The organism is Bartonella sp. MU37NMGALS (assembly GCF_042194015.1).
Classification (GTDB): domain Bacteria; phylum Pseudomonadota; class Alphaproteobacteria; order Rhizobiales; family Rhizobiaceae; genus Bartonella; species Bartonella grahamii.
Map to the genome: position 1 here is coordinate 1 of NZ_JBHIML010000009.1, position 24,073 is coordinate 24,073.

At 37.9% G+C, this 24,073-nt stretch carries 24 protein-coding genes and 1 pseudogene; 11 read left to right on the forward strand and 14 right to left on the reverse strand.

Features of this window, described 5'->3' with window-relative positions; translation table 11 throughout:
- Positions 1 to 196 precede the first annotated feature (196 nt).
- From ACFIJP_RS06085 to virB11, 5 genes and pseudogenes are all read left to right on the forward strand, one after another.
- Positions 197 to 341: pseudogene (locus ACFIJP_RS06085) on the forward strand (TrwH protein).
- The gene (locus tag ACFIJP_RS06090) at positions 338 to 1,039 is read left to right on the forward strand and encodes a virB8 family protein (protein ID WP_375626297.1); all 702 of its coding nucleotides are present in this window, start codon (positions 338 to 340) and stop codon (positions 1,037 to 1,039) included. Before ACFIJP_RS06085 ends, ACFIJP_RS06090 begins: the two are co-directional and overlap by 4 nt.
- 13 nt (positions 1,040 to 1,052) lie before the next feature.
- Positions 1,053 to 1,859 carry a P-type conjugative transfer protein VirB9 gene (gene virB9, locus ACFIJP_RS06095; RefSeq protein WP_375626299.1) on the forward strand — a complete coding sequence of 269 codons (807 nt, stop codon included), beginning with the start codon at positions 1,053 to 1,055 and terminating at the stop codon, positions 1,857 to 1,859.
- Positions 1,859 to 3,016 carry a type IV secretion system protein VirB10 gene (virB10, locus tag ACFIJP_RS06100; RefSeq protein WP_375626301.1) on the forward strand — a complete coding sequence of 386 codons (1,158 nt, stop codon included), beginning with the start codon at positions 1,859 to 1,861 and terminating at the stop codon, positions 3,014 to 3,016. The genes virB9 and virB10 overlap by 1 nt, the downstream gene beginning before the upstream one ends.
- Positions 2,991 to 4,052 (forward strand): P-type DNA transfer ATPase VirB11, encoded by a 1,062-nt coding sequence (gene virB11 / locus ACFIJP_RS06105; protein WP_375625987.1) that lies wholly within the window; start codon positions 2,991 to 2,993, stop codon positions 4,050 to 4,052. Before virB10 ends, virB11 begins: the two co-directional genes overlap by 26 nt.
- A gap of 3,152 nt (positions 4,053 to 7,204) precedes the next feature.
- Here the strand turns inward: virB11 and ACFIJP_RS06110 are convergent.
- The 7 genes from ACFIJP_RS06110 to rimM form a co-directional block, all read right to left on the reverse strand.
- A complete protein-coding gene (locus tag ACFIJP_RS06110; RefSeq protein ID WP_375626303.1) occupies positions 7,205 to 7,984 on the reverse strand; it encodes a succinate dehydrogenase iron-sulfur subunit in 780 nt (259 codons plus the stop codon).
- A 15-nt stretch (positions 7,985 to 7,999) separates the two neighbouring features.
- Entirely contained in the window at positions 8,000 to 9,844 is a 1,845-nt protein-coding gene (sdhA, locus tag ACFIJP_RS06115; protein WP_375626304.1) for a succinate dehydrogenase flavoprotein subunit, read from the reverse strand.
- Positions 9,845 to 9,850: 6 nt separating this feature from the next.
- Positions 9,851 to 10,237: a succinate dehydrogenase, hydrophobic membrane anchor protein gene (gene sdhD / locus ACFIJP_RS06120; protein WP_375625992.1), complete on the reverse strand. Its 387-nt coding sequence runs from the start codon at positions 10,235 to 10,237 to the stop codon at positions 9,851 to 9,853.
- A gap of 18 nt (positions 10,238 to 10,255) precedes the next feature.
- Positions 10,256 to 10,657 carry a succinate dehydrogenase, cytochrome b556 subunit gene (sdhC, locus tag ACFIJP_RS06125; RefSeq protein ID WP_375626305.1) on the reverse strand — a complete coding sequence of 134 codons (402 nt, stop codon included), beginning with the start codon at positions 10,655 to 10,657 and terminating at the stop codon, positions 10,256 to 10,258.
- Positions 10,658 to 11,130: 473 nt separating this feature from the next.
- Positions 11,131 to 11,571, reverse strand: coding sequence for a 50S ribosomal protein L19 (gene rplS / locus ACFIJP_RS06130; protein ID WP_375626306.1), 441 nt, complete (start codon positions 11,569 to 11,571; stop codon positions 11,131 to 11,133).
- Between the two features lie 209 nt (positions 11,572 to 11,780).
- Positions 11,781 to 12,479, reverse strand: a complete 699-nt coding sequence (gene trmD / locus ACFIJP_RS06135) for a tRNA (guanosine(37)-N1)-methyltransferase TrmD (RefSeq protein ID WP_375626287.1) — start codon at positions 12,477 to 12,479, stop codon at positions 11,781 to 11,783.
- 285 nt (positions 12,480 to 12,764) lie between these two features.
- On the reverse strand, positions 12,765 to 13,322 hold the full coding sequence (rimM, locus tag ACFIJP_RS06140) for a ribosome maturation factor RimM (protein WP_375626308.1): 558 nt from the start codon (positions 13,320 to 13,322) through the stop codon (positions 12,765 to 12,767).
- Positions 13,323 to 13,453: 131 nt separating this feature from the next.
- Here rimM and ACFIJP_RS06145 point away from each other — a divergent pair, with 131 nt between their 5' ends.
- Positions 13,454 to 14,275, forward strand: coding sequence for a SapC family protein (locus ACFIJP_RS06145; RefSeq protein WP_015857041.1), 822 nt, complete (start codon positions 13,454 to 13,456; stop codon positions 14,273 to 14,275).
- Between the two features lie 3 nt (positions 14,276 to 14,278).
- A complete protein-coding gene (locus ACFIJP_RS06150; RefSeq protein WP_375626309.1) occupies positions 14,279 to 15,247 on the forward strand; it encodes a tyrosine recombinase XerC in 969 nt (322 codons plus the stop codon).
- Positions 15,248 to 15,265: 18 nt separating this feature from the next.
- Here the strand turns inward: ACFIJP_RS06150 and ACFIJP_RS06155 are convergent, their stop codons facing one another.
- Positions 15,266 to 15,538, reverse strand: coding sequence for a BolA family transcriptional regulator (locus tag ACFIJP_RS06155; protein ID WP_015857043.1), 273 nt, complete (start codon positions 15,536 to 15,538; stop codon positions 15,266 to 15,268).
- Positions 15,539 to 15,663: 125 nt separating this feature from the next.
- On the opposite strand from ACFIJP_RS06155, the gene ACFIJP_RS06160 reads away from it, so the two are divergent.
- The 3 genes from ACFIJP_RS06160 (at position 15,664) to cobT (ending at position 19,375) form a co-directional block, all read left to right on the forward strand.
- Positions 15,664 to 16,284, forward strand: coding sequence for a J domain-containing protein (locus ACFIJP_RS06160; protein WP_375626002.1), 621 nt, complete (start codon positions 15,664 to 15,666; stop codon positions 16,282 to 16,284).
- A gap of 200 nt (positions 16,285 to 16,484) precedes the next feature.
- Positions 16,485 to 17,465 carry a cobaltochelatase subunit CobS gene (gene cobS, locus ACFIJP_RS06165; protein ID WP_375626311.1) on the forward strand — a complete coding sequence of 327 codons (981 nt, stop codon included), beginning with the start codon at positions 16,485 to 16,487 and terminating at the stop codon, positions 17,463 to 17,465.
- A 14-nt stretch (positions 17,466 to 17,479) separates the two neighbouring features.
- Positions 17,480 to 19,375, forward strand: coding sequence for a cobaltochelatase subunit CobT (gene cobT, locus ACFIJP_RS06170; protein ID WP_375626313.1), 1,896 nt, complete (start codon positions 17,480 to 17,482; stop codon positions 19,373 to 19,375).
- 64 nt (positions 19,376 to 19,439) lie between these two features.
- On the opposite strand, the gene ACFIJP_RS06175 is transcribed toward cobT, so the two are convergent.
- From ACFIJP_RS06175 to rpmB, 6 genes are all read right to left on the reverse strand, one after another.
- Complete coding sequence (locus ACFIJP_RS06175; protein ID WP_375626315.1) at positions 19,440 to 20,318, reverse strand: HaeIII family restriction endonuclease; 879 nt, start codon at positions 20,316 to 20,318, stop codon at positions 19,440 to 19,442.
- Positions 20,319 to 20,342: 24 nt separating this feature from the next.
- Positions 20,343 to 20,720 carry a DNA adenine methylase gene (locus ACFIJP_RS06180; RefSeq protein WP_375626317.1) on the reverse strand — a complete coding sequence of 126 codons (378 nt, stop codon included), beginning with the start codon at positions 20,718 to 20,720 and terminating at the stop codon, positions 20,343 to 20,345.
- A gap of 35 nt (positions 20,721 to 20,755) precedes the next feature.
- Positions 20,756 to 21,193, reverse strand: coding sequence for a DNA adenine methylase (locus tag ACFIJP_RS06185; RefSeq protein ID WP_375626318.1), 438 nt, complete (start codon positions 21,191 to 21,193; stop codon positions 20,756 to 20,758).
- Between the two features lie 41 nt (positions 21,194 to 21,234).
- Positions 21,235 to 21,414 carry a transposase gene (locus ACFIJP_RS06190; protein WP_375626350.1) on the reverse strand — a complete coding sequence of 60 codons (180 nt, stop codon included), beginning with the start codon at positions 21,412 to 21,414 and terminating at the stop codon, positions 21,235 to 21,237.
- 336 nt (positions 21,415 to 21,750) lie between these two features.
- On the reverse strand, positions 21,751 to 22,434 hold the full coding sequence (locus tag ACFIJP_RS06195; RefSeq protein ID WP_375626320.1) for a VUT family protein: 684 nt from the start codon (positions 22,432 to 22,434) through the stop codon (positions 21,751 to 21,753).
- 121 nt (positions 22,435 to 22,555) lie between these two features.
- Complete coding sequence (rpmB, locus tag ACFIJP_RS06200) at positions 22,556 to 22,873, reverse strand: 50S ribosomal protein L28 (RefSeq protein WP_273787609.1); 318 nt, start codon at positions 22,871 to 22,873, stop codon at positions 22,556 to 22,558.
- A 298-nt stretch (positions 22,874 to 23,171) separates the two neighbouring features.
- Between rpmB and ACFIJP_RS06205 the strand changes: the two genes are divergently transcribed.
- A complete protein-coding gene (locus ACFIJP_RS06205; protein ID WP_375626322.1) occupies positions 23,172 to 23,954 on the forward strand; it encodes an SURF1 family protein in 783 nt (260 codons plus the stop codon).
- Positions 23,955 to 24,073: the final 119 nt, after the last annotated feature.

The following is a 24,073-nucleotide window of genomic DNA, read 5'->3' on the forward strand; positions in this document are numbered from 1 at the left end:
TATGACAAAATAACAAGAATATCCAATCCTAAAGTAAAAAATATTCGCACTGAAATTGAGCGATCTTCATAAATTTAAAAATCAAATTAAGAAAAGATCAATTATCGCAAACTATACACTTTACTTTAGTGTCAAAATTATAATAATGATAATAAATATCAGGATGCATATAATAGTAAAAAAGAGTCATATTAAAATGAAGTCTGTCATTCTTATAATTTTGATTGCAAACCTTTTATCAGCTTGTGCATTAGCACCAAAGCTAAAACCAGCCCAATGATAGGAACCGTGTGCCTATTAATAAAACAATCCCTGCCGAAATCAAGCGAGGAGACAAATGAAAACAAAACAAGTAAAACCAGTGAAAGCCGAAAAACTTAGCAGTTATTACGAAGAAAGCCGCGGCTTAGAACGTGATCTTATCAATGAATTTATAAGGTCGCGCAGAACGGCATGGCGTGTAGCGAGTACTGTTGGTCTTTTTGGCTTATTCGGTATGATATGTGGAGTCATTGGATTTTCTCAACCAGCTCCAACTCCCTTAGTGTTGCGCGTTGATAATACGACGGGTGCAGTTGATGTTATCTCAGTCATGCGTGAACACGAAGAAAGCTATGGTGAAGTTGTAGATAGATATTGGCTAAACCAATATGTGCTTAACCGCGAAAATTACGACTACGATACCATTCAACTGAACTATGACACAACAGCACTTTTAAGTGCGGCATCTGTTCAACAAGAATATTATAAAATCTATGATGGAGAAAATGCACGGGACAAAGTGCTTTCCAACAAAGCACGTATCACAGTTAAAGTACGATCAATTCAGCTTAATGGACTAGGTCAAGCAACTGTACGTTTTACGACTCAGCAACTTGACAGCAACGGTGCTGCTACTGGACCAAAACAGCACCAGATTGCAACAATTGGTTACACCTATGTTGGTGCACCTATGAAATCATCTGATCGATTGCTTAACCCTCTTGGTTTTCAAATAACAAGTTACCGTTCTGACCCAGAAATACTGTTGAATGATTAAGGAATTGATTGTTATGAAAAAACTTGCGTTCATTGTTCTATTGTCTTCGTTTTCTTCTCTTTATACGTTACCTGTGCAGGCGCTCAAAAGTCCATCAAATTCACAATATGATCACCGCATTCGCTATATAACATATAACGAAGCCGATGTGGTTCAGATTGAAACAGTTCTTGGTGTGGCAACACATATTATTCTTGAAGAAGGTGAACAATATATCACCCATGCCTTTGGCGATTCAGAAGCCTATGCCTTTGCTCATAAAGGGCGGCATATTTTTATTAAACCAAAAGCAGAACTTGCTAATACCAATCTCATCGTTGTAACTGACAAACGGAGTTACAAATTCCGACTGCAATTTCGAAATGACCGTGCGGGATCAACATATGAATTAGCTTTCCATTATCCCGATTCAAATGATGAAAAGTCAGCAGAAAACAACCGACGCCTTGCGATTGAACGTGGTTTTTACCAAAGCGTCAATGGCTATAATCTCAGTTATACCATGAGCGGTCACCAAGACATTGCTCCAATAAATGCTTGGGACAATGGACGTATTACTTACTTTAAATTTCCCGCTAACATGGATATGCCATCGATTTATGTCGTAGATGCTGAAGGAAATGAAAGCTTAATACCACGCACCGTTATCGGCAGTGCTAATGATATTATCGCCGTTCATAAGGTCAATCCTAAATGGCTCATACGGCTTGGTAAACGCGCTCTAGCTGTTTTTAATGAAGCCTATGACCCCAATGGCGTACCAAACACAACAGGAACAGTATCTTCGGTGGTTTATCGTATCAATAAAGGAGGAAAATGATGTTTGATAATAAGGAAGGAGAGGGGAAAGGTACAAAAATCGACAACGTCGAGCAAAAACATATTGAAGGTACCTATGGAGGATCGGAACTAGGTTCTGAACGTCGTCCGACAATTCCAGGTACCCGTGCATTGTTAGTGGTAGGACTTATTGTCATAGTAACGATACCGATTGCCTTGACTTGGAAAGCTTTTAAAATGCGTAATACCGTGGAAGTTGAGGAAGAAAACCCACAACAAATAGTACAGCAAATTATACCAAACTACGTCCCTCGGATTATAGAAGAGCCAAAGATTGTAGAAGAAGCAGAAAAACCAGCACAAATTGAAGATTCAAACCTAGATATTCCACCGGCCTTGAGTAAGCTTCTTCAAACAGCCATTCCTCCACACATGCTCCAAGATTCTGAAGAATTAGCACGCAAACGTATGCTCAGTTCTAGCCTTAACAGCGGTGGTAGCGAAGGATCTACAGATACAAATAGTAAAGCATCGAATAATGATAGAGGTAGTGGCGGATTATTTGATAACCTTCAGCCCGTGCGTTTAGGTCAATCACATGCGGCGCAACTTCGTAACCGTGACTTTTTGATTACGCAAGGAACACAAATAGATTGCACGTTAGAAACAAAGATCATTACATCACAACCCGGAATGACGACATGTCATTTAACACGCGATATTTATTCCACAAGTGGTCGTGTTGTTTTGCTTGACCGTGGTTCTAAAGTCGTTGGTTTTTACCAAAGTGGCATACAACAAGGACAAACGCGTGTGTTTGTGCAATGGTCACGCATCGAAACACCTTCTGGTGTTGTTGTCAATCTTGACTCACCTGGCACAGGTCCTCTGGGTGAAGCGGGTATTGGTGGCTGGGTTGATAGACGCTTTTGGGAGAGATTTGGTAGTGCAATTATGGTAAGCATTATCGGTGATTTAGGAGAATGGGTAAAAGGAAAAGTTAGTAAAATCAGCAAAGAAAATAAAGAGAACTCACAAAATAAAGGTAATCAGAATGCTGAATCTATAGCAATCGATGTCCTTCAAAATTCCATCAATATCACACCAACACTTTACAAAAACCAAGGCGAACGAGTAAATATTTTTGTTGCTCGTGATCTGGATTTCAGCGATGTCTACAGTCTTGTCACACGTTAACCCAATACAGAAAGATCAAGCAGTTTTTCAGCTTCTACAACCGCTTGATTGTTTCTTAGAAGATCCATCGATCACTGAATTATCGATTTGCCGCCCCTGCGAAGTATGGACGAAAAGCTTTAAGGGTTGGCAAGTACATAGCGTACCAGAGTTAACAACCAATTTTTTGCAAACGCTCATTACAGCTATTATCGTTTATAACGGTATGGCTCCCAGAAGTATAAATTATGTGCTATTGCCTGGTGGACAACGTGGTACAATTATACAAACGCCAGCTGTCGTTGATGGTGCTCTTTCCTTTGTGATTCGCAAACATTCTCTTATAGTTAAGACGTTAGAAGAACTCAAAGAAGAAGGTGCATTTGATGATTTCTCTGATGTAAGTTTTAACAAACCTTCAAAAAAAGAAGCAAATGACTTGTTATCGAAGCAGGACTTCACAAGGTTGGAACCATTTGAAGTTGAACTCTTGCAACATAAACGTGATGGAAAAATTCTTGAATTTTTACAAGAATGCGTCCTTCATAAACGCAACATTATTATTGCAGGCAAGACAGGATCTGGTAAAACAACATTTGCTCGCTCTTTAATTGAAAAGGTCCCTGTAGAGGAGCGTATTATCACAATTGAAGATGTTCATGAGCTTTTTCTACCCAATCATCCCAATCATGTACATATGATTTATGGTAACAATGTAGGCCGTGTTTCAGCTGAAGAATGCCTAGATGCGTGTATGCGTCAGTCGCCCGACCGAATTTTTCTCGCTGAATTGCGAGGTAATGAAGCGTGGGAATATCTCAATTCACTAAACACGGGTCATCCCGGATCGATTACAACGACGCATGCCAACAGCGCTTTGCAGACATTTGAACGATGTGCCACTTTGATTAAAAGATCAGAAGTTGGTCGGCAACTCGAGTTAGAAATGATAAAAATCGTTCTCTATACAACAGTTGACGTCGTGTTGTTTTTTAAAGATAGAAAACTCTCTGAAGTCTTTTACGACCCTATTTTTGCTAAATCAAAAATCGCTTAAGGGGAGCTTCCTCTCTCGATAATATGATGCAAACAAAAAATAGCCGTAACTAATTGTTACGGCTATTTATTTAACTCTTCCTATTCTCTTTGCTTCTCCAATGGATTTTCTACACTCTTCATGAATAAAAGAAGAAAAAAGTTAATAGTCAACAACTTTACAAGAAAACCAAATATACATAAGGCTCTCTCTATTCTCTTACCTTTGATCATTTTTTCCATTTATCTTTTGAAAAGGTATGTTTGATGCAAAAAAAATAGCTGCGAAATAAATATTTCAACAAAAGAAAAGAATAAATTTTGATTCGCCTATCAATGAAAGCTTCGTAAAATAGATACTTCGATCATCACAAATAATGATCGTCATCAAGACCAAAACTTATCGTTTAAAAATTCTAAGTGCTATTTTCAAGTGATTAATAAATATGTTTTTTAACCAAAAAATCTCCAGATACGGAAAAGCTTATACGAAATAAACTATCATTTCGATTTAGCATCTATAAACCACATTCTATTTGGTAATAAAAAGTATAGTTGCATATCAACATCTTCTTCGGACGAAGAAAGATTTTTAACCTCCAGCTGTTCGTAAACAATCAAGTTTCTCTTAAACAAGCTTTGCTAACCATATCACGTGGTTTATATCCCCATCCTAAAGACGATATCCATAGATTACACAAGGTAAGCTCTACTCTGAATATTCCTGTTCTCTTTTCTGCGCCTCAAAAAACAAAAACTCCTAAAAGCACAGATCTAAAATCCCACTTCTTAAGATGCATCACATTAATTTATAAAGAGTGTTCATTGTTTTGCATGTTGGATAAAAGATCTTAGTACCGTAAGATTCTCTCATTTTATGTCTCTTGCACATTACAAGTAAATAAAGCCGTATAGAATGAAACTGTATAAAAAAGAACTAAAAATGCCTCTTATAAACCGTCGCAAACGCCAAAAACTGTCGCAACATTGGGAGTTAGCAAAGTGTATAACGGCGCCCAGCTTGTTCTTTTATGAAGTGTGGATATAGAGATGCTCTATAAATTGTATATTGTTCATCGGGACTTTACCATTATACCATCTACAAGCACTGTCGCAAAATGAGCTTGGGAACCTTAAAGAAAGGTTTTTTCAAAACAAGCGCATAAATTGACAAGCCAAGTGTATTTGGTTTGGGACGTTCTGTTTTGCATAAGGGTTGTGATCTTATTTGTGATCTTTTTAAAGAACGAGAGAAACAAAAGCGTGAAGCAATGCGTAATCTCTATTATTTAAAAGACATTACTCTAGACGCTTTTGAAAGTCATAAAACTGAACTAAAATGGAAACTGGTTTACACCTTTACAGCTTCATATTCCCCCAAAATTAGGAGACTGTATACCGGTTTCAGAGATTATGCCAACAGAGAGATAAGTAATACTCTTAACTCCCATCTGATAGGTAAAAGCTGCAACAGCAAAAGCTCTTTTAGAGAAACAACGCCATAAAGTCATTAATAAACCGACAATGAATTGGAGAAATGTTCTAGATTTTTATCAAGCACTCTGCAAAGCAAAAATAATGATACAACTGGCTTTGCGTCTGCTTATTCTTACAGGTGCTCGTACCCATCTCTTACATCAATTCGTGAAGATCAGATTGAAGAGGATATATAGACAATTCTTGGCTCGAGAATATGAAAGGTCTGCGTGATACTACAGGAGATTTCGCGTGCCCTTATGATCAGAAGCATTAAAAATTTTAAAACAAACACGCTTGTTTTTTCGCAATGATTTCTTTTTTCTGTAACCGGTCATGGTCCTTATTAAGGTGAATTTCCTATCACAATATATAAGAGAGATTAGACTAAAAACCTGTCCACGTAGATTTCGCTCTCGTTTACGTAATTGGCTAACAGACTCCACCTATCACACCTCAAAGGACGAAGCCTCTTAACACACAAACTAATATGCAAACAATCCGCCCCTTCGCCTAGCAGATTTCAAACCACTTTAATTACCACATCCTAAATACGATAGTGTTTTATGGCACAACAGAATAAATACCAAAACATAATAAATAAGATCTAAACCTAGAAATCTCTATGTTTTTATAGATAAAAACATATAAAATCAAAACCTCCGAAACTCGTCAAAATATAACATATTTGCTTTGATGATTGAATTCATTCAACTCAAACTAACCTATAAACATCCCTTATTCTACATTCGCAACACGTGTTCTTAGAATTCTCACTACCGTTTTCTAAATTTTTAGAAAAAACTATAAATTTGATATTTTTTAAAACGTCTTATCTGCTCTTTAATGAATTTAAATCTATGATGTTACAATAGTTTTAAATTACTGCCCCTTTAACTGTATGCTCTATCTCTACAATAGATAGGGATTTTTCGTTCTCCATTTTGAGAACTATAAATTTTGTTTTTTAATGCGATTAACAATCCAATCTTTAAAAGAAAAAATATGACCTTTAAATATATAATGATGTTATCAAAAATTCCTAATCCCTGAATATTAGCAATGTTTTCGATATTATAATAAACGTATCGTAAAATGACGAACTGTCATAATGACTACTCCTTTGTATTTCATTTGAATAATTTACATGCGTTATAATATTTGTATCAGCATTTATTTTTTGTGCTATATTTATACAGAGTTATCTTTTTTATAAAAAATGATTAATTGAATCTGCATTAAAGTGCAAATTCTGATACGAATTTAATAAAAATAAAAACACATGGCATATTGATTTTATTATTTTTATATAGAACGCTATTTAAAGTATCGTCTACCCGAAAGGCTAATGCCTTTATTAAAGGTGATAATAACTATGCTAACCGCCTCATAGAAGCCAATAAATTTTTAGAGATTAAGTTTCGAGAAGCACGAAAAACACGCACAATTTTCTATTTTTCTTTTTACTGTTCGTTAATCGGTTAATTTTCAAAGATAATATTCAACTATGAGTTTTCTGCTCAGCCATTGCAAGGATTTCTCCTACAAGGATTGGTTAGTTTTTAGAGATTACTGCGCTTTTAGAATGATTATAGCTACTGCGCCCCCATAAGCAGCCGATCTTCTTTTAGAGATTTAATTGCTAAAAGGAGATACAATTTTCTACCTTGCGCTTTATTTTCATCAATCAGTAAATTTTCAAAGGCGGCGTTCAACCATGAGTTTTTTAATTTCAGCAATCGCTTTCGCTGGATTTAATCCCTTTGGACAAGTTTGCGCACAATTCATAATCGTATGGCACCGATAAAGGCGGAAAGGATCTTCTAAATTATCAAGACGTTCACCACACATCTCATCACGTGAATCCGCAATCCAGCGATAAGCTTGAAGCAAAACAGCGGGGCCCAAATAACGATCACCGTTCCACCAATAACTTGGACATGAAGTCTGACAACACGCACACAAAATACACTCATAAAGACCATCGATTTTTTGGCGATCGGAGTGACTTTGCAACCATTCTTTTGCAGGTTCAGGAGAAACTGTTTGTAACCAAGGCTCAATAACTCGGTGTTGCGCATAAAAACGATTCAAGTCAGGAACCAAATCTTTAACAACCGGCATGGAAGGCAAAGGATAGACTTTAATGGGGTGTTTTACATCATCCATACCTTTGGTACAAGCCAATGTATTGGTTCCATCAATATTCATCGCACATGAACCACAGATGCCTTCACGGCAAGATCGACGAAGTGTCAAAGTTGGATCAATATGGTTTTTAATAAACAAAAGCCCATCAAGAATCATTGGACCACAAGCAGAACGATCTACGTAATAAGTATCCAGACGAGGATTATTCTCATCATCAGGCGACCAACGGTAAACATGAAATTCTGTCAGTTTTGTCGCACCTTCAGGTTTAGGCCAAACCTTCCCCGGTTTTACTTGAGAGTTTTTGGGAAGCTTAATTTGTACCATAATTCGTGTCTCCCCTTAATAAACCCGTTTTTTAGGTGCAATGCGCTTTAAATCGATCCCACCATCAGCTTCAGATGTTAACGGGTCTACATGGACAGGTCGATATGATAACGTCACCTTACCCTCTTTTGACAAATGTGAAAGCGTATGTTTACGCCAGTTTTTATCATCACGCTCTGGATAATCTTCACGAGCATGAGCGCCACGGCTTTCTAAACGGGCTTGTGCAGAATGAACAGTCGTGATTGCATTCGCCATGAGATTTTCAAGCTCTAATGTTTCAACCAAATCAGAATTCCATATCAGAGAACGATCTGTGACTTTGAGGTCAGACAATTCCCCCCAGATTTTATTCATCCGTTGACATCCTTGTTGCAAAGAATCTTCTGTACGAAATACTGCCGCGTCTTCTTGCATTGTACGTTGCATTTTTTCACGCAATAGAGCTGTTGGTATCGCCCCTTGCGCAAAACGTAAACGATCAAAACGCGCTATAATTTCGTCAACAGCTTCTTCATTGATGGGTGGAATTTCTGCATTCCGATCAATAACTTCACCCGCGCGAATGGCAGCAGCACGACCAAACACCACCAGATCAATTAATGAATTTGACCCCAAGCGATTAGCTCCATGAACAGAAGCACATCCTGCTTCCCCTACCGCCATCAGCCCTGGTTGAATACGATCAGGCGAATCAGCCGTTGGATTGAGAACTTCCCCATAGTAATTGGTAGGAATCCCACCCATATTATAATGAACCGTTGGCAAGATGGGGATAGGCTCTTTTGTTACATCCACACCTGCAAAAATCCGTGCTGATTCCGAAATTCCCGGTAAACGTTCGTGCAAGATTGCAGGATCAATATGATTGAGAACCAAATGAATATGGTCCTTCTTAGGTCCAACGCCACGTCCTTCACGAATTTCAAGTGTGATACAACGCGAAACCAAGTCACGTGAAGCCAAATCCTTAAAGGAGGGTGCATAGCGCTCCATAAAGCGTTCACCTTCAGAATTGATTAAATAGCCTCCTTCACCACGAGCTCCTTCTGTAATTAAGCAGCCAGAACCGTAAATCCCTGTAGGATGAAATTGTACAAACTCCATATCCTGAAGTGGCAATCCAGCGCGTGCGATCATTCCACCACCATCACCCGTACAGGTATGCGCCGATGTCGCGGAAAAATAAGCTCGTCCATAACCACCGGTTGCAAGAACAACCATTTTGGCAGAAAAACGATGTATTGTACCATCATCGAGATTCCATGCCACAACCCCCGTACAAACCCCATCCGTCATGATGAGATCGAGTGCAAAATATTCAATAAAAAATTGCGCATTATGCTTTAAGCTTTGTCCATAAAGCGTATGCAAAATGGCATGGCCTGTACGATCAGCTGCTGCACAAGTACGCTGAACAGGTGGACCTTCACCAAATTGTGTCGTATGTCCACCAAAAGGACGTTGATAAATTTTGCCTTCTTGCGTCCGCGAAAAAGGAACGCCATAATGTTCTAATTCGTAGACAGCAGCAGGTGCATTACGCACCAAATACTCCATTGCATCGGTATCACCCAACCAATCAGAACCTTTCACGGTATCATATAAATGCCACTGCCAATTGTCAGGTCCCATATTTGAAAGCGATGCAGCAATCCCCCCTTGTGCTGCAACCGTGTGCGAGCGAGTTGGAAAAACCTTCGTGATACAAGCTGTCTTTAATCCTTGTTCCGCCATACCAAGCGTTGCACGTAATCCTGCACCACCTGCCCCAACAACAACAACATCAAATTTATGATCTACAGTGCGATAAGGGGCGTTACCTGCTTTAGCGCCCAGAGATGATCCTGTACCCGCCATACTTGTTTAACCCCCTAATGCAATTTTCAAAAGAGAAAAAATAATGATACCACCTATGAGAAAACAAAATGAAATATTTAACGTCAAAAAGAATATCCGGAAACCTTCACGTGGAATATAATCTTCAATCACCACCTGCATACCAAGTTTCATATAATAAAGGACCGAAAAAGTCATCAATCCCATCAAAATAGCAACAATAGGATGTGCAAGTCTTGCACGCACAATGCTATAGTCCTTTCCCACAAGCGAAAGAATAAGAACAATAAAAAATATCAAAAGTGGTAGATTGATAAACCCTGTCAAACGTTCTAGCCAAAAATGCTCTGTTCCTTCATGAGCACTGCCACGCCCCCGTACTTTTCCAAGTTCCGTTCGAAAATCTTTTTTCATATCTCTTTTCACCCCCAGCTAAACAACGGTATATCCAATAATCCAAATCGCAAAAGTAACAATAAGAGAAATAAACACTGTCGCCCAAGCAGTGACTGTTGCCTTTTCTTTTGCCAAAAGGCAAGGCTTCAGATCCCAAACAATGTGGCGAACACCACCAACTATGTGATGAACCCCTGCCAAAGTATAAAGAAACAAGATGCACAATCCAAACCAAGAACTATAAATCTCGTGAACCGTTCTGAACGCCTCTTCCCCACACGCAATAGCAATTAACCAAACAGCAAGAAAGACCATTCCAACATACAGTACCATACCCGTAATGCGATGCGCAATGGACATAGCCATAGTAATTGTCCAACGATAAATACTTATATGAGGGGAACGAGGGCGCTCTTTTATCCTAGTTGTCTCTGTCATAAAATATCCTGACCTGGTTTTTACTGCAACCGCAATGAACGAGAAAAACCGCATAAAACGACTAAATATATTATCTCGTTTTCACTTGTTTGGCATCTCAAGATACCAATATTACAGGTCGGTTGTCTCAAATAACGGATTAAAAGTCACGCATAAAAAAACCGATTGCTCCACGGATATAATCCGCAAAACTTGCTTTAATCTAATACAATTTTATCTTCACGTCAAAGGTCTAACATCTTTTCTCAGATATAAATAGGCATTTTTTCAGATTAAACTGATCTTTTTGAGTATCCACGATATATGCAATGATATCTAAATTCACCCGTTATTATGAATAAAAAGAGGCAAAAATTGATAGATTAAACATTTTTATGTCCCCTCCAAGCCTTTTAAAAGACAAAACGAATCACAAAAGACACAAAAAAGCGGTATAAAAGCCGCTTTTGCATAAAGTCTAGCCGATATAATCTTTACTCAGCAACTTGCTTTTCAACACCTGTGCTTACAGCTGCTGCTTCTACTTTCGCAACAACCTTTTCAGCTTTTTTCCGATAATCTCTCTTTTCAGCGATACGTGCAGCTTTACCTCTCAAACCACGAAGATAATAGAGTTTTGCACGGCGCACTTTACCACGGCGCACCAGCTCAACACCTTCAACCAACGGAGAATAAACAGGAAACACCCGTTCTACCCCTTCACCATAAGAAATCTTGCGTACTGTAAAGGTCTCATTCAACCCACCGCCTGAACGCGCAATACAAACACCTTCGTAAGCCTGAACACGCGTTCGCGTACCTTCCGTCACACGCACCATGACACGGACTGTATCCCCTGGCTGAAAGGCTGGAAATTGGCGTTTTTCTTCAATTTTTGCACATTGTTCAGCTTCAAGTTGTGCGATAATATTCATTTCTTTTATCCTTCATGTTCTTTATCGAACAGTCAGAGCGCTCAACTCTTACCAAAAAAGCCTTTATTAAGAATAAGAAGCTCTTTAGGCTATGCCTTACACAGGAGCGAATACACCATTCCTTCATTTTAATTTTGGAACTACAGAAAACCTTTTATAAAAAACTCTCTAAAAAGAGAGCCATGCAATACACCACCTTATCATATGAATCAAGTTTTCTGATGATTTTTATCATAACGCGCATAAAGATCAGGGCGACGTTGACGTGTTAACAATTCGGCTTGCCTTTGACGCCAATCTGCGATCGCTTTGTGATGACCTGAGAGCAACACAGGCGGGATACCCCGCCCTTCGAAAAGAGAAGGACGTGTATATTGCGGATGTTCCAGTAAGCCATTTTCAAAACTTTCACACTTTGCAGAAGCTGCATTCCCCATCACTCCAGGAAGAAGACGTATAACAGCATCTAAGATAACCAATGCGGCTGTTTCACCCCCTGAAAGAATATAATCACCAATAGAGACTTCTTCTAATTCTCGTGCTTCTATGACTCGCTCATCAACCCCTTCAAAACGTCCACAAACTAATGTTACACCCGTATCACGAGCCAAGCTATGCGCGTAAGCTTGGTCAAAAGGGCGCCCACGTGGACTCATCAACAATCTTGGCGAATCCTGTGGACAACAGTCAAGAGCAGCCGCCAATACATCCGCCCGCATTACCATACCAGCCCCCCCACCAGCAGGTGTATCATCAACGCTATGGTGTTTATCCATAGCAAAATCCCTAATCTGTACTGTCTCCAGTGACCAAATTCCGCGCTCTAAAGCTTGCCCTGCTAAAGAATACCCTAAAAAACCAGGAAACATTTCAGGATAAAGGGTTAAAACGCGCGCCTGAAACTTCATTTTATTTCTCATCCTTATTTTCTTAAACAGACTCTTAATAGCAAAAATAGCACAAACAAAATATTTAACGCTATAACGTTAAATTGAATCTCCTTGATATGCGCTTTATTCAATACGATCCTTCTAAATACTTGCACTAAAAAAAGACTCTAAAAATTCAGGACTGTCTCGAGATAAAGTGCTTACAATATCTGCTCAAAAGTGCATTTTTAATATTTCCACACTTTCCACTTTTTATTGACGAAATTAATCGGTTATTTTTTACCTTCATCTTTATTTTTAGATTCAAGCTATTTCCTTTTTATCATTGTCTCCCCCATCACTTAAACCAGCTGCCATGGGATCAACAACAAGAAAACCAGAATCCATACAAATTTCTGGTACCGCCACCTTACTAAAGGGAATAAAAACTCTTTTACCCGTATTCAAACGTATTTCAAGCAAATCACCAGCCCCGAAATTAAAGAAACCACACACTTCACCCAAGACTTTTCCCCCACAATCTTGAACACACAAGCCTATTAAATCAACTTGATAAAACTCATCCTCCTTCAAATCATCAATTAATTGATCACGCATCACATAAAGGCGAATACCTTTTAAAGACTCAGCAACATTACGATTTTCTACCCCCTTAAAACGTACAATTGCCTTGTTTTTTTGTATTCGAAGAGTTACAACTTCATAAGAACGCCCCATATCATCATAAAGATTGCTGTAAGACTTGAAACGCTGTGGCTCAGCACTTAGAATTTTAACAAAAACATCTCCTTTTATACCATGAGGTATACCAATAATGGCAAGATAGACTTTATTTTTAAGCTTTTCTTTATTATACTTCATGAAAAAATATTATCTCTCAAAAATGAACCCTTCAATCTTATAGTTTTCTATTCAATCTTGTTGCCATATGAGACAATCTTCTAAAAGACCTTTCTTGGTAACAAAAACAAATTAATAAAGGAGAAAGTCTTATGGCAAATATTATGCTATTTTACAAAGATATCACGCCAATCAACAAAGTTTCCCATAAAAATCTAAAATTTGCTCCTCCAAGTGATATGTCTTTTGCCAAGGATACTCACTGGGTTCCTTTAGCAAGTACTGAATATTTTCAAGCAGCACTAGACTATCCTATTTTATTTATGTGTGCCGAAGATGAACAAAAAAAACGGCACTACACATCCGCGGCTCTTGTAGGTCTTTCTAATGACGAAAATGACTATATCGCTTCTGATAAAAGTTGGAAAACCAATACTTATGTTCCCGCTTTTGTCCGTCGCTATCCTTTTGTTCTAGCACAAATTAGCAATGAAAAAGAACTTTCTGTTTGCTTTGATCAACAGTCAGGTATGTTTAATGAAGTTGCAGGAACAGAACTTTTTAATTCCGACGGCTCTATTTCTCCTTTTATGGAAGAACGTATTCGTTTTCTTGAAAGTTTTAAAATCGCCATGGAGAAAACTTCTGAGTTTATTGATGCTCTTGTGGAAATGGATCTTCTAAGCCAAAAATCCATCAATGTGAAAAACGATAAAGGTCTCTCAGCGCAATTGGAACATTTTTGGGTTGTTGATGAAGAAAAATTGAATAAATTATCAGCAAGCCAACTTGCCAAACTTCATAAAAATGGCTTTTTAGGATTAATTTTTGCGCATTTGATGTCAACACACAATCTCTTAAAAATACTCTCTCTCAAAGGTGAAAAGCAACTTATCAATCGTGAAGAGCAACCCCAAAACAAGAATGGTCATTCTAACGATGAAAAATCTAAAAAGAAAGAAACTCTCAACTAGATAATGCCTATAAAAAACGACAAGAGAAAAGATAAAAATATTCCTCTCATTCCAGCAGACCATGCAATTTTAAACGCAAGGAAAAATTGGTTAGAGTGTCTCGTCCAAACACGTCGTATGTCGGCACAAACAGTGCAAGCCTATGAACGTGATACGCGGCAATTTTTGTCTTTTCTCTGTCAACACTTAAGCCATACACCAACCCTTACGGATCTTACTCATTTACGCATCAGTGACTTGCGTGCTTATCTTGCTTATCGGCGTACAAACAATGTAAGTGCTCGCTCTTTAAGCCGCGGAGTGGCAGGCATACGTTCTTTTTTCAAGTACCTATCACGTGAAGGAATCGTCAATGTCCCTGCGGCTCAACTTATCCGAAGCCCCAAACACCCAAAATCGCTCCCAAAACCTTTAGCGATCAAATCAGCACTTCACATAGTCAAACAAGAAAACCAGCTAGAAAATGAACCTTGGATTAGCGCTCGTAATGCGGCTGTCCTCATGCTTCTCTATGGCTGTGGAATGCGAATATCAGAAGCCTTAAGCCTCACACCAGAACAATTTTCTGATCCTAAAAAAACAAGTTTATTTATAACAGGAAAAGGCGGAAAAACACGCCTTGTTCCTCTCATCAAAATTGTTTACGAAGCTGTACAAGATTATCTCAAATGTTGCCCATATCCTTTAAGAGATAACCAACCCATATTTCGCGGAGCGCGAGGCGGTCCCCTACAACCCGCCATTATTCAGAAAACTGTACGCAACTTACGAGCAAGTCTTGGTTTACCAGAAACTGCAACGCCTCACACACTGCGCCATTCTTTTGCCACCCATCTTTTATCACGGGGAGGAGATTTGCGCACGATTCAAGAACTTCTTGGGCACGCTAGTCTTTCCACCACACAAATCTATACCCATGTCGATACAGACCATTTGTTAAAAATTTATCAAAAGGCCCATCCCCGTTCCTAAAAACGTCTCATCAAAAAATTAGAGTGTTTCAACCTCAAGTGCCAAAGCATGGACACAAGTAGCTAACTCTTCTTGTAAAACTTTATAAATCGCTCGATGTATTTCTACGCGTGTCATATTGGAAAAAGAAGAAGATAAAATTTTCACTCGAAAATGTGTTTCTCCTTTACCATCAAAAGCATGTTCATTATGAGGATGCCCCTCATGAAGATGACTTTCGTTAATCACTTCAAGCTTTTGCGGATGAAAAGCATCCTGAAGCTTTCTCTTGATTATTGTTTCTATAAACATTTTTCATTCCTCAAACAAAATGAACGTGCAAAAATACACCTTTTTCATAATAAAATTAAGTGTGAAAACAAATTTTTCAAAAGTCAATTCTTGTAAAATTAATCAATTTTGCATAAACCAAGAATATGACAATAACATCTAAATTATTCGATTCAATTCGCATAAGCTCAAATAAAAAACAAAAAGCTGAGCCAGAAGCGCAACAGTGCCAGTGGGAAGGTTGTGAAAAAACAGGATCCCATAAAGCACCAGCAGGTCGAAATCACGAAGGACAATATTTATATTTTTGTATTGAACACGTACGCGCCTATAATAAAAATTTTAATTACTTCTCTGGTCTTAGCAATAAAGATATCGCAAAATTTCAAAAGGATGCTCTTACAGGACATCGCCCGACATGGCCTACAGATCTAAGCAATGGTACAACGAAAAAAACAGCTGCTAATTATGCAAAAATTCGCTCTGGAACAGCTGCCTATCAAAATCGCATGCGCGATCCCTTCACGCTTTTTACGGAGCGGCATTCAAGCAATAACTTCTCACGAAAATTAAAGCCCTTAGAAGCAAAAGCTTTTGATACACTGGGACTACAGGCAAACGCTTCAGCAGAAGACATCAAAATGAAATATAAAGAGTTGGTAAAAAAGCACCATCCTGATTCCAATGGTGGTAATCGTGCCTCAGAAGAGCGCTTTCGTGATGTTTTACATGCTTATAATTTGCTAAAAAAGTCTGGTTTGTGCTAAAAATACGCGCTTATATGAGCCTATTTTCATTTAGACCACCATTATTTGCGCAAGATATTACTTTTTTTCAAAACATTATAGAATACGCAAAAAATCTTCCTTCAATATCTAAGGCTCTCATTATAAAGCATTGCATAAATACTCTAACTCTTGTATCGTTTCTAATGAATAAATAGCGTCCTCTCCCTTCCAGAAACACAATGACAAATCTTACCGTTGAAAATTTGCCCGATATTACACTTTTTGCTCGCGATCTATTTCATATTGAAACAGATCTGAAAGTTCCTGCTTTTAGCACAAAAACCCCCCATGTCCCTGATATTGATCCTGATTATCTTTTTGATCAGCAAACAACTTTAGCGATTCTCGCAGGTTTTACCTTTAACCGTCGTGTAATGGTTTCTGGCTATCACGGTACAGGGAAATCAACACATATTGAACAAGTTGCTGCACGCCTCAACTGGCCTTGTGTCCGAATTAATCTCGATAGTCATATAAGTCGTATCGATCTTGTAGGAAAAGACGCTATCGTTTTAAAAGATGGCTTACAAATCACTGAATTTAAAGAAGGCATTTTGCCATGGGCTTATCAAAATAATATTGCTCTTGTTTTCGATGAATATGACGCGGGGCGTCCCGATGTTATGTTTGTCATCCAACGCGTTCTTGAAACCTCTGGAAAACTAAGCTTACTTGATCAAAGCCGTGTCATCTCTCCACATCCAGCCTTTCGTCTTTTTGCAACAGCAAACACCATTGGTCTTGGTGATACAACCGGTCTCTATCATGGTACCCAACAGATCAATCAAGCTCAAATGGACCGTTGGTCTATTGTTACAATACTCAATTATTTACCCCATGATAAAGAGGTTAATATCATTTGTTCAAAGGTCAAATCTTTTCAAACGGCTGAGGGAAAAAAGACAATTTCACAAATGGTTCATGTTGCTGATATGGTACGCCAATCTTTTATCAATGGAGATCTTTCAACTGTCATGAGTCCACGTACCGTCATTACTTGGGCAGAAAATACAACAATTTTTCAAGATGTCGGCTTTGCCTTCCGATTAACCTTTCTCAATAAATGTGATGAACTCGAACGTGCCACTGTTGCAGAATTTTATCAACGCGCCTTTGGACAAGAGCTTCCCGAATCACTCATTCATGGTGTTTCGCCTTAAGGAATCTGTCACTCATGGCTACCGATATTGGCGACAACAAAAATCCGGCAAAGGACTCTTCCAACAACACTCTTAATATTGAAGCTTTTAAAAAAGCACTTTCCACCTGTATGCGTGCAATTGCAGGCACAAAAAACCTTGAAGTTTCCTTTAGTCATAACCGACCATCTTTAAGCGAAAGTTGTGCGCGTTTACCAGAATTACCTCAATACGCAACGAATAAAGACATCACCATTACCCGCGGATTAGGTGATTCCATGGCTCTGCGCAAAGCATGGCATGATAACCGCATTCACATGCAATTTTCTCCACTAGAATCAGAAGCACGTGCTGTCTTTGATGCCTTAGAACAAACACGTGTTGAAGCAATTGGTACTTTAGCCATGGAGGGGCTTGCAAAAAATCTTGATGTCATGCTCGCCGATAAATACAAAAGAGCCCATTATCATAAGATTAGCAACCAAAGTGAAGCCCCCATCCAAGAAGCGATTGCACTTTTATTGCGTGAAAAAATAACAAAGCGCACAGCTCCAAGAGAAGCAGGTCCTGTCTTAGAATTGTGGCGTCAAGAACTCGAACAAAAAGCAGCAGCAGAACTCAATGAACTCCCACATCATATTTACAACCAACAAGCTTTTGCACAGATTGTTTGCCAAATGCTTGCTACACTCAAAATGACAGTGCAACAAGCTAAAACTTCTGACAATGAAAACAATAAAAAATTAAAAAACGCATATGAACCTCAAGACCAAGAAGAAGAAGAGAGTAAAAACAAAAAACACGCTCAAAGTGAAAAACAAACCAGCACTGAACAAGAAAGTGATGTGCAAGACGACGGAAAAACACGAGCGACACAATCAAACAACAACGATCAAGCTGACGGCGAGCAAAAAAATGGACCTTGGCAAGAAAAGCCGAGCAGACCCAAACGCCTTTTTTCCGATTCGGAACAAATGGAAAGACTTGGCAATTATAAAATCTTCACCCGTCAATTTGATGAAATTTTGGAAGCAACAGATTTTTGTTCTGAAAACGAGTTAGATCACTTACGCCGTTATCTTGATAAGCAAATCAATCATCTTCAAAACATCGTTGTACGTTTAGCAAACCGTCTCCAACGCCGCTTGATGGCGCAACAAAATCGCAACTGGAGCTTTGACCTTGAAGAAGGGTATCTTGATACAGCACGGCTTCCACGTCTAATTATTGATCCCATGCAACCCCTTTCTTTTAAAATGGAAAGCAACACCAAATTTCGGGACACGGTTGTTTCACTTCTCATTGATAATTCTGGCTCAATGCGCGGACGCCCCATTAGCGTTGCCGCAAGCTGTGCTGATATTTTGGCACAAACTCTTGAACGTTGTGGTGTCAAAGTTGAAATTTTAGGTTTTACCACTAAAACTTGGAAAGGAGGAAAATCGCGCGAACAATGGCTTACTCAAAACAAATTCCATAATCCTGGACGCCTCAATGATTTATGCCATATCATCTATAAAAGTGCTGATACCCCATGGCGTCGTGCACGACGCAATTTAGGTTTAATGATGCAAGAAGGATTATTAAAAGAAAATATCGACGGAGAAGCTTTAATTTGGGCTCATCAACGCCTTTTATCACGGCGTGAACAACGTCGCATCCTCATGGTCATTTCTGATGGTGCTCCTGTTGATGATTCGACACTATCGGTCAACTCCAGCAATTATCTAGAAAAACACTTACGTGCAGTGATTCAAGAAATCCAAACACACTCCCCCATCGAACTCATTGCCATTGGAATTGGTCATGACGTCACACGTTATTATCAACGTGCTGTAACAATTATGAATGCTGAAGAACTCGCCGACGCCATAACAAAACAATTAGAAATACTTTTTAGTGATAAAAAGCCTCATATTCATAAGAAATAAACTTACCTTGAAACAGCCAACAATTACATCTTAAAAAATTATCTCCATCATTAAACCATCGGCATTAAACCATCGGAATTTGATGACTAACAACCTGAGAAGATAATCCCACAAACTGAATATCGAACTTTAAAGAAGCTTCTACTTTACTGGATGCATTATGAATCCTAAAAGAAATGCTCCAACCATCTTCAAAAATTATAATGAGTTTGTTTTTACTTTCTGGTTTTAGTGCAACTGATAAAATTTTGCTTGGAATTTTCCATTTACGACCATATCCCAGAGTGCCATTCAAATTAAAAGACTGAATAATAACCCGTTTTTGTTTAGATCTTGTATCTATCATAATCTTATAAAAATCATAAGAACCTATAACATACTGAAACAATAGCTTCACAAATTTATCTTGATAATCTAAACAAAGCCTTTGAAGTTCTTTAGAAAAAGCTTCTAGGATTGGAAGATAAACTCTGCTGTCTTTATCCTCTATATCTCTAAAGAACATCTTCTTATCTCTAAGCTCTGCTAAATAATCAAAAATAGGTCTAATTTCATTAAAATAAACGCTGCTACAAGAATAACCTGTCCATTCTTTACCAAAATCTATTTTACTGGAAAGGCGAGGATGTTTGATAGCGCTATGATTATGTTTTGCAGAAATACCAATGTGATTTTCAGGAACTTTTAAAATGATATCACGGACATCTCCTTTGATCCCCGCAAAATCTTCCTGAAGAACAATAGTTTTCGTGTTTCTAATATTTTTATCATGTAACTGTAAGAAAACGGCTGCTTCAATAGAAGCAAGATTTAAAAGCCTTTTTTCAGTATCATTAAATAAATTATAAAAAGACTCCGCTATTTGAAAAGACGAATTAAACTCTATAGAAGCCTTTGTGGCTTTTTTAAAACCCATGGCAAAGCAATTCAAAGGCTTTTCCATTTTCTACCTGATTCAGGCAATTTCCTAAAGATCCTTACTCAAAATTACGAGTTCATTTGATTTTTTATTGTTTCCCATACCGTCAGTCCATTCAGGATTAAGTATTGTATGTCCTTTATAAAGTTCTCTAACCTCCACACAATCATTATAAGATAAAACCCATCTGTGATGCTTTCTCAAAAGTTCAGCAAGAAATTGATGATCAAAAGAATTATGTTTATCGCCTTTTTGACCATAAAGTTTTTGATTAATAAGATATGGAGGATCACAATAAAGAAAATCGTTAGAGTGTTTAGGAATACTTTCTGTAAAATCTCTGTGTTCCATTGTGAAATTTTCAATCTTAAAATCTTTAAGCCATTCAATAGAACGATAATTGTATCGAGGATGTCCTGGAGACATACCGCCAGAAAGTATTGTTCCGGAAAAAAGAGCAATTAAGAGTAAGAAAAAACAGCAGTAATCTCTAATTGATTTTTAATATTCCCAAAAGTTTTTTGGAGATTATAAAACATTACGGGAGTCATATCTTCATATTCTCTTACTTTTTCTGCAAGAGCTGAAGCAGCTTTCAAAAGCATCTGCCAAAAAATAACAAGCGGCTTAAAAGCATCATAAGCATAAACCCTTGTTCCTCTTTTTGCTAAGGTTAATTCAATTGAACCGCCTCCTACAAAAGGAGAACATAAAGTTTTCTGTTTCCTTATATAGTTATTAATAATCATAGGAACAGCACGACTTTTCCCTCCCGGATAACGAAGAGGTGATTTTACAATAGGCAACTCCCTAGTCTCTCTCTGTTTTTTCAAGGAATTTAATACAAAATTATCAAATAAAGCCTCTGTATGATCTGTTTGATTTATCATTTTATTCATACTATCAGCTCCAAGTATCGCATTTTCTAACCTACAATTGTCTAAAATAAATACTCGAAGCGTTTACCAAATTCTACAGAGATCGCATTATAACAAATTGTAAATTCATTAACATATCTGCACAAACATTTGTTACTAAAATAATGATAAATACCAGTATAACCCAATTTTAAAACTGTCAAAAAGGACTTGATACCATTGGTATTTATTTTTCTATTTATATACTACCCAAATGTCTATCGAAATGTTTTTTCCTTTATAAGAACCAAGTTTCTTATAACTCAAATAATCATAAGTAAGAAATCACAATTCTTAACAAGACATTTTTGATCCTTTATAAGAGCTTGATTATCTGTTTTTAATACTGATAAGATGCTCTTATCTCATACTGAATCAGTCAAAAGCACTTCCTTACACATCATAAGCATAGATGATGTATGGATAAATACAACTTGAGAAAAGAATCAAAATCCCTTTTTTGAATCTACTCAAATTCTGTTCGCAGAAGCATAACGCACAACCTTCTCTTCTTTAGCAAAACAAAAAAACAAAGATCATTATTTGTTACAAACAAAAGAAGAATCATTCTTTGAATGACTTTGATAAAGAGGAAGCTTTACAATATTAAGAATTGTTCCATAGGGAATCAACATAAACAGGCTCATAATAATTTTTACCGAAAAATCACCAAAAGCAAGCGAGAGCCAAACTGGCATGCCTACTCCTCCCAAAACAGTACTCTCCACCAGTGAACTATCAGCGTACCCTGTTATCTTATCAAGAACAGCAAAAGAGCTAGAAAAAGCAAGAGCAAAAAACAGCACTGTATCCAAAGCCGAACCAACCAACGCTGCTGCTAAAGGTGCTTTCCACCATGTTTTACGTCGTAAAGGAGTAAAAACAACAATATCAAGGAGTTGTCCAAATAAAAATGCAAAACTAGAAGCAAGTGCAAGCCGTGGTGTCGCCAATATCCAAGAAACAAAGACCCCCGCAAAAAAACCAGCATAGACCACACGCCGCGCCGCAGATGGACCATAAAAGCGATTGGTCAAATCATTGATCAGAAAAGCAAATGGATAGGTAAAAGCCCCATAAGTCAACAGCTCATTTAAATCAAACCAATAGACAGGATATTGAACCAAAATATTAGAAGCCGTAACAGCAAGGCACATTGCAAAAATAGAAAAAACAACATACCTTTTCTTTTGCTGTTCTAATAAAGGACCGCTTGAAGACATTTTTTTTAACCTGGGATATGGAACCAAATAAAATGAAACGATCAACCTGCAAAAAACTTAACTTCTAGAACAGAAAACCGAAATCAAAGCGTTAATAAACCAAAAAGAATGGCGCTAACAATTACGCTGCCTGTTCAGCCTTTTGCTCACCTTCTTGCTCAGCTTTTTTCTTAATGATTTGGCGTTTTAGCAAACGCGCACGTTGCGACAACTCTTTATCATCTGCTTTGACTAAAAAACCATCAAGGCCACCACGATGCTCAACAGAACGCAATGCACTTGCTGAAATACGCAAGCGATAACTTTGCTGTAACACCTCTGAAATCAATGTCACATTGCAAAGATTTGGTAAAAAACGACGCCGAGTCTTATTATTTGCATGGCTAACATTATTACCATACAGAACCGTCTTCCCTGTCAATTCACATGCACGAGACATAAACTTCACCCTTAAACTCTAAGAAACTTTCAAATTCCCATACCCAAAAGACACAATGAACGCAAAACACGCACAATGCAACCTTGAACGGGCATCATTGGGAAGTTTCTTTCTAATAGGGGGTCGACAACAAAAGGTCAAGTCTTTTATAAAACCTTTTTCATCTCTTACGGGCTCATTCTTCATCTTTTTTCTCAATTAAGGCGTGCAAATTCTGCCAAAAAGCGTACAAAATGTTTTTTTTAAATACATACCATGTTAGAATAAAAGCCTATTGTCCCGAAAGGAAGCATAAATCATGAGCAAAAAAGAGCCCCCCATGACAAAGCTTCAGGGAAATTCTTGCTGTTTTTCTTCTTTTTTGTTTGGGACTTTATGTATTTGTTTTTTTCTTCTCTTCAGTGCATTAGGTATATGGCAAGTACAACGGTTAAACTGGAAAACAAATCTTATCACCAGTGCCAATCAGCGCATTCATTTGCCCCCCATAAAAGCCCCCCTAAAAAATCAATGGTCAGATATTACTTTTGAAAAAAATGAATATCAACCTGTTGTTATCACAGGAAAATTTTTAACAGATAAAAATATTTTAGTCACTGCTGCCGCTCAAAATACTACAGGCTATTGGGTTTTGACTCCTTTACAAACTGCTGATAATACACTGATCTTTATCAACCGTGGCTTTATCCCCATGGATGAACGTAATAATTTTCAAAACTCAGAGAAATCGCATACAAATGCCTCATCTCAGCAAAATTCTACCACGGACACAGAACAAACAACGATTATAGGTTTATTACGCATGAGTGAAAAAAATGGATTTTTCCCGCGTAAAAATAATCCTGACAAAAATTTATGGTACACGCGCGATCTCCCCGCTATGGCACAAAAACTTGGTTTGTCCACTGTTGCTCCTTATTTCATTGATGCCAGAAAAACATCTCCACAAGCAAATCTTCCCGTCGTTGGTCTTACGATTATTCATTTTCGAAATAATCATCTCGTTTATGCAATCACGTGGTTTATTTTAGCTGCTGGTGTGTTAGGAGGTTTTCTTTTTCTGCTACGGCAAAAAAACTAAAAAAATACCTTTTCCATCTCAAGTAACAAAAATTTTTAGAATCTTGAAAACTGATAAAGAGAATAGAATCTACCAACTTGCGCCTTTGTTAAATAAAGATCATAGGCATACAATGAACT

Excerpts from the sequence above, each read along its gene's own strand:
- trmD (WP_375626287.1), bottom strand. The coding sequence starts at position 12,479 with ATGAAGTTTCAGGCGCGCGTTTTAACCCTTTATCCTGAAATGTTTCCT.
- ACFIJP_RS06180 (WP_375626317.1), bottom strand. The coding sequence starts at position 20,720 with ATGTCTCCAGGACATCCTCGATACAATTATCGTTCTATTGAATGGCTT.
- sdhA (WP_375626304.1), bottom strand. The coding sequence starts at position 9,844 with ATGGCGGGTACAGGATCATCTCTGGGCGCTAAAGCAGGTAACGCCCCT.
- sdhC (WP_375626305.1), bottom strand. The coding sequence starts at position 10,657 with ATGACAGAGACAACTAGGATAAAAGAGCGCCCTCGTTCCCCTCATATA.
- virB11 (WP_375625987.1), top strand. The coding sequence starts at position 2,991 with ATGTCTACAGTCTTGTCACACGTTAACCCAATACAGAAAGATCAAGCA.
- rpmB (WP_273787609.1), bottom strand. The coding sequence starts at position 22,873 with ATGTCTCGTGCATGTGAATTGACAGGGAAGACGGTTCTGTATGGTAAT.
- virB10 (WP_375626301.1), top strand. The coding sequence starts at position 1,859 with ATGTTTGATAATAAGGAAGGAGAGGGGAAAGGTACAAAAATCGACAAC.
- rimM (WP_375626308.1), bottom strand. The coding sequence starts at position 13,322 with ATGAAGTATAATAAAGAAAAGCTTAAAAATAAAGTCTATCTTGCCATT.
- rplS (WP_375626306.1), bottom strand. The coding sequence starts at position 11,571 with ATGAATATTATCGCACAACTTGAAGCTGAACAATGTGCAAAAATTGAA.
- ACFIJP_RS06110 (WP_375626303.1), bottom strand. The coding sequence starts at position 7,984 with ATGGTACAAATTAAGCTTCCCAAAAACTCTCAAGTAAAACCGGGGAAG.
- cobS (WP_375626311.1), top strand. The coding sequence starts at position 16,485 with ATGACAAATCTTACCGTTGAAAATTTGCCCGATATTACACTTTTTGCT.
- ACFIJP_RS06195 (WP_375626320.1), bottom strand. The coding sequence starts at position 22,434 with ATGTCTTCAAGCGGTCCTTTATTAGAACAGCAAAAGAAAAGGTATGTT.
- ACFIJP_RS06155 (WP_015857043.1), bottom strand. The coding sequence starts at position 15,538 with ATGTTTATAGAAACAATAATCAAGAGAAAGCTTCAGGATGCTTTTCAT.
- ACFIJP_RS06160 (WP_375626002.1), top strand. The coding sequence starts at position 15,664 with ATGACAATAACATCTAAATTATTCGATTCAATTCGCATAAGCTCAAAT.
- ACFIJP_RS06175 (WP_375626315.1), bottom strand. The coding sequence starts at position 20,318 with ATGGAAAAGCCTTTGAATTGCTTTGCCATGGGTTTTAAAAAAGCCACA.
- ACFIJP_RS06150 (WP_375626309.1), top strand. The coding sequence starts at position 14,279 with ATGCCTATAAAAAACGACAAGAGAAAAGATAAAAATATTCCTCTCATT.
- ACFIJP_RS06145 (WP_015857041.1), top strand. The coding sequence starts at position 13,454 with ATGGCAAATATTATGCTATTTTACAAAGATATCACGCCAATCAACAAA.
- virB9 (WP_375626299.1), top strand. The coding sequence starts at position 1,053 with ATGAAAAAACTTGCGTTCATTGTTCTATTGTCTTCGTTTTCTTCTCTT.
- ACFIJP_RS06205 (WP_375626322.1), top strand. The coding sequence starts at position 23,172 with ATGAGCAAAAAAGAGCCCCCCATGACAAAGCTTCAGGGAAATTCTTGC.
- cobT (WP_375626313.1), top strand. The coding sequence starts at position 17,480 with ATGGCTACCGATATTGGCGACAACAAAAATCCGGCAAAGGACTCTTCC.
- ACFIJP_RS06090 (WP_375626297.1), top strand. The coding sequence starts at position 338 with ATGAAAACAAAACAAGTAAAACCAGTGAAAGCCGAAAAACTTAGCAGT.
- ACFIJP_RS06185 (WP_375626318.1), bottom strand. The coding sequence starts at position 21,193 with ATGAATAAAATGATAAATCAAACAGATCATACAGAGGCTTTATTTGAT.
- sdhD (WP_375625992.1), bottom strand. The coding sequence starts at position 10,237 with ATGAAAAAAGATTTTCGAACGGAACTTGGAAAAGTACGGGGGCGTGGC.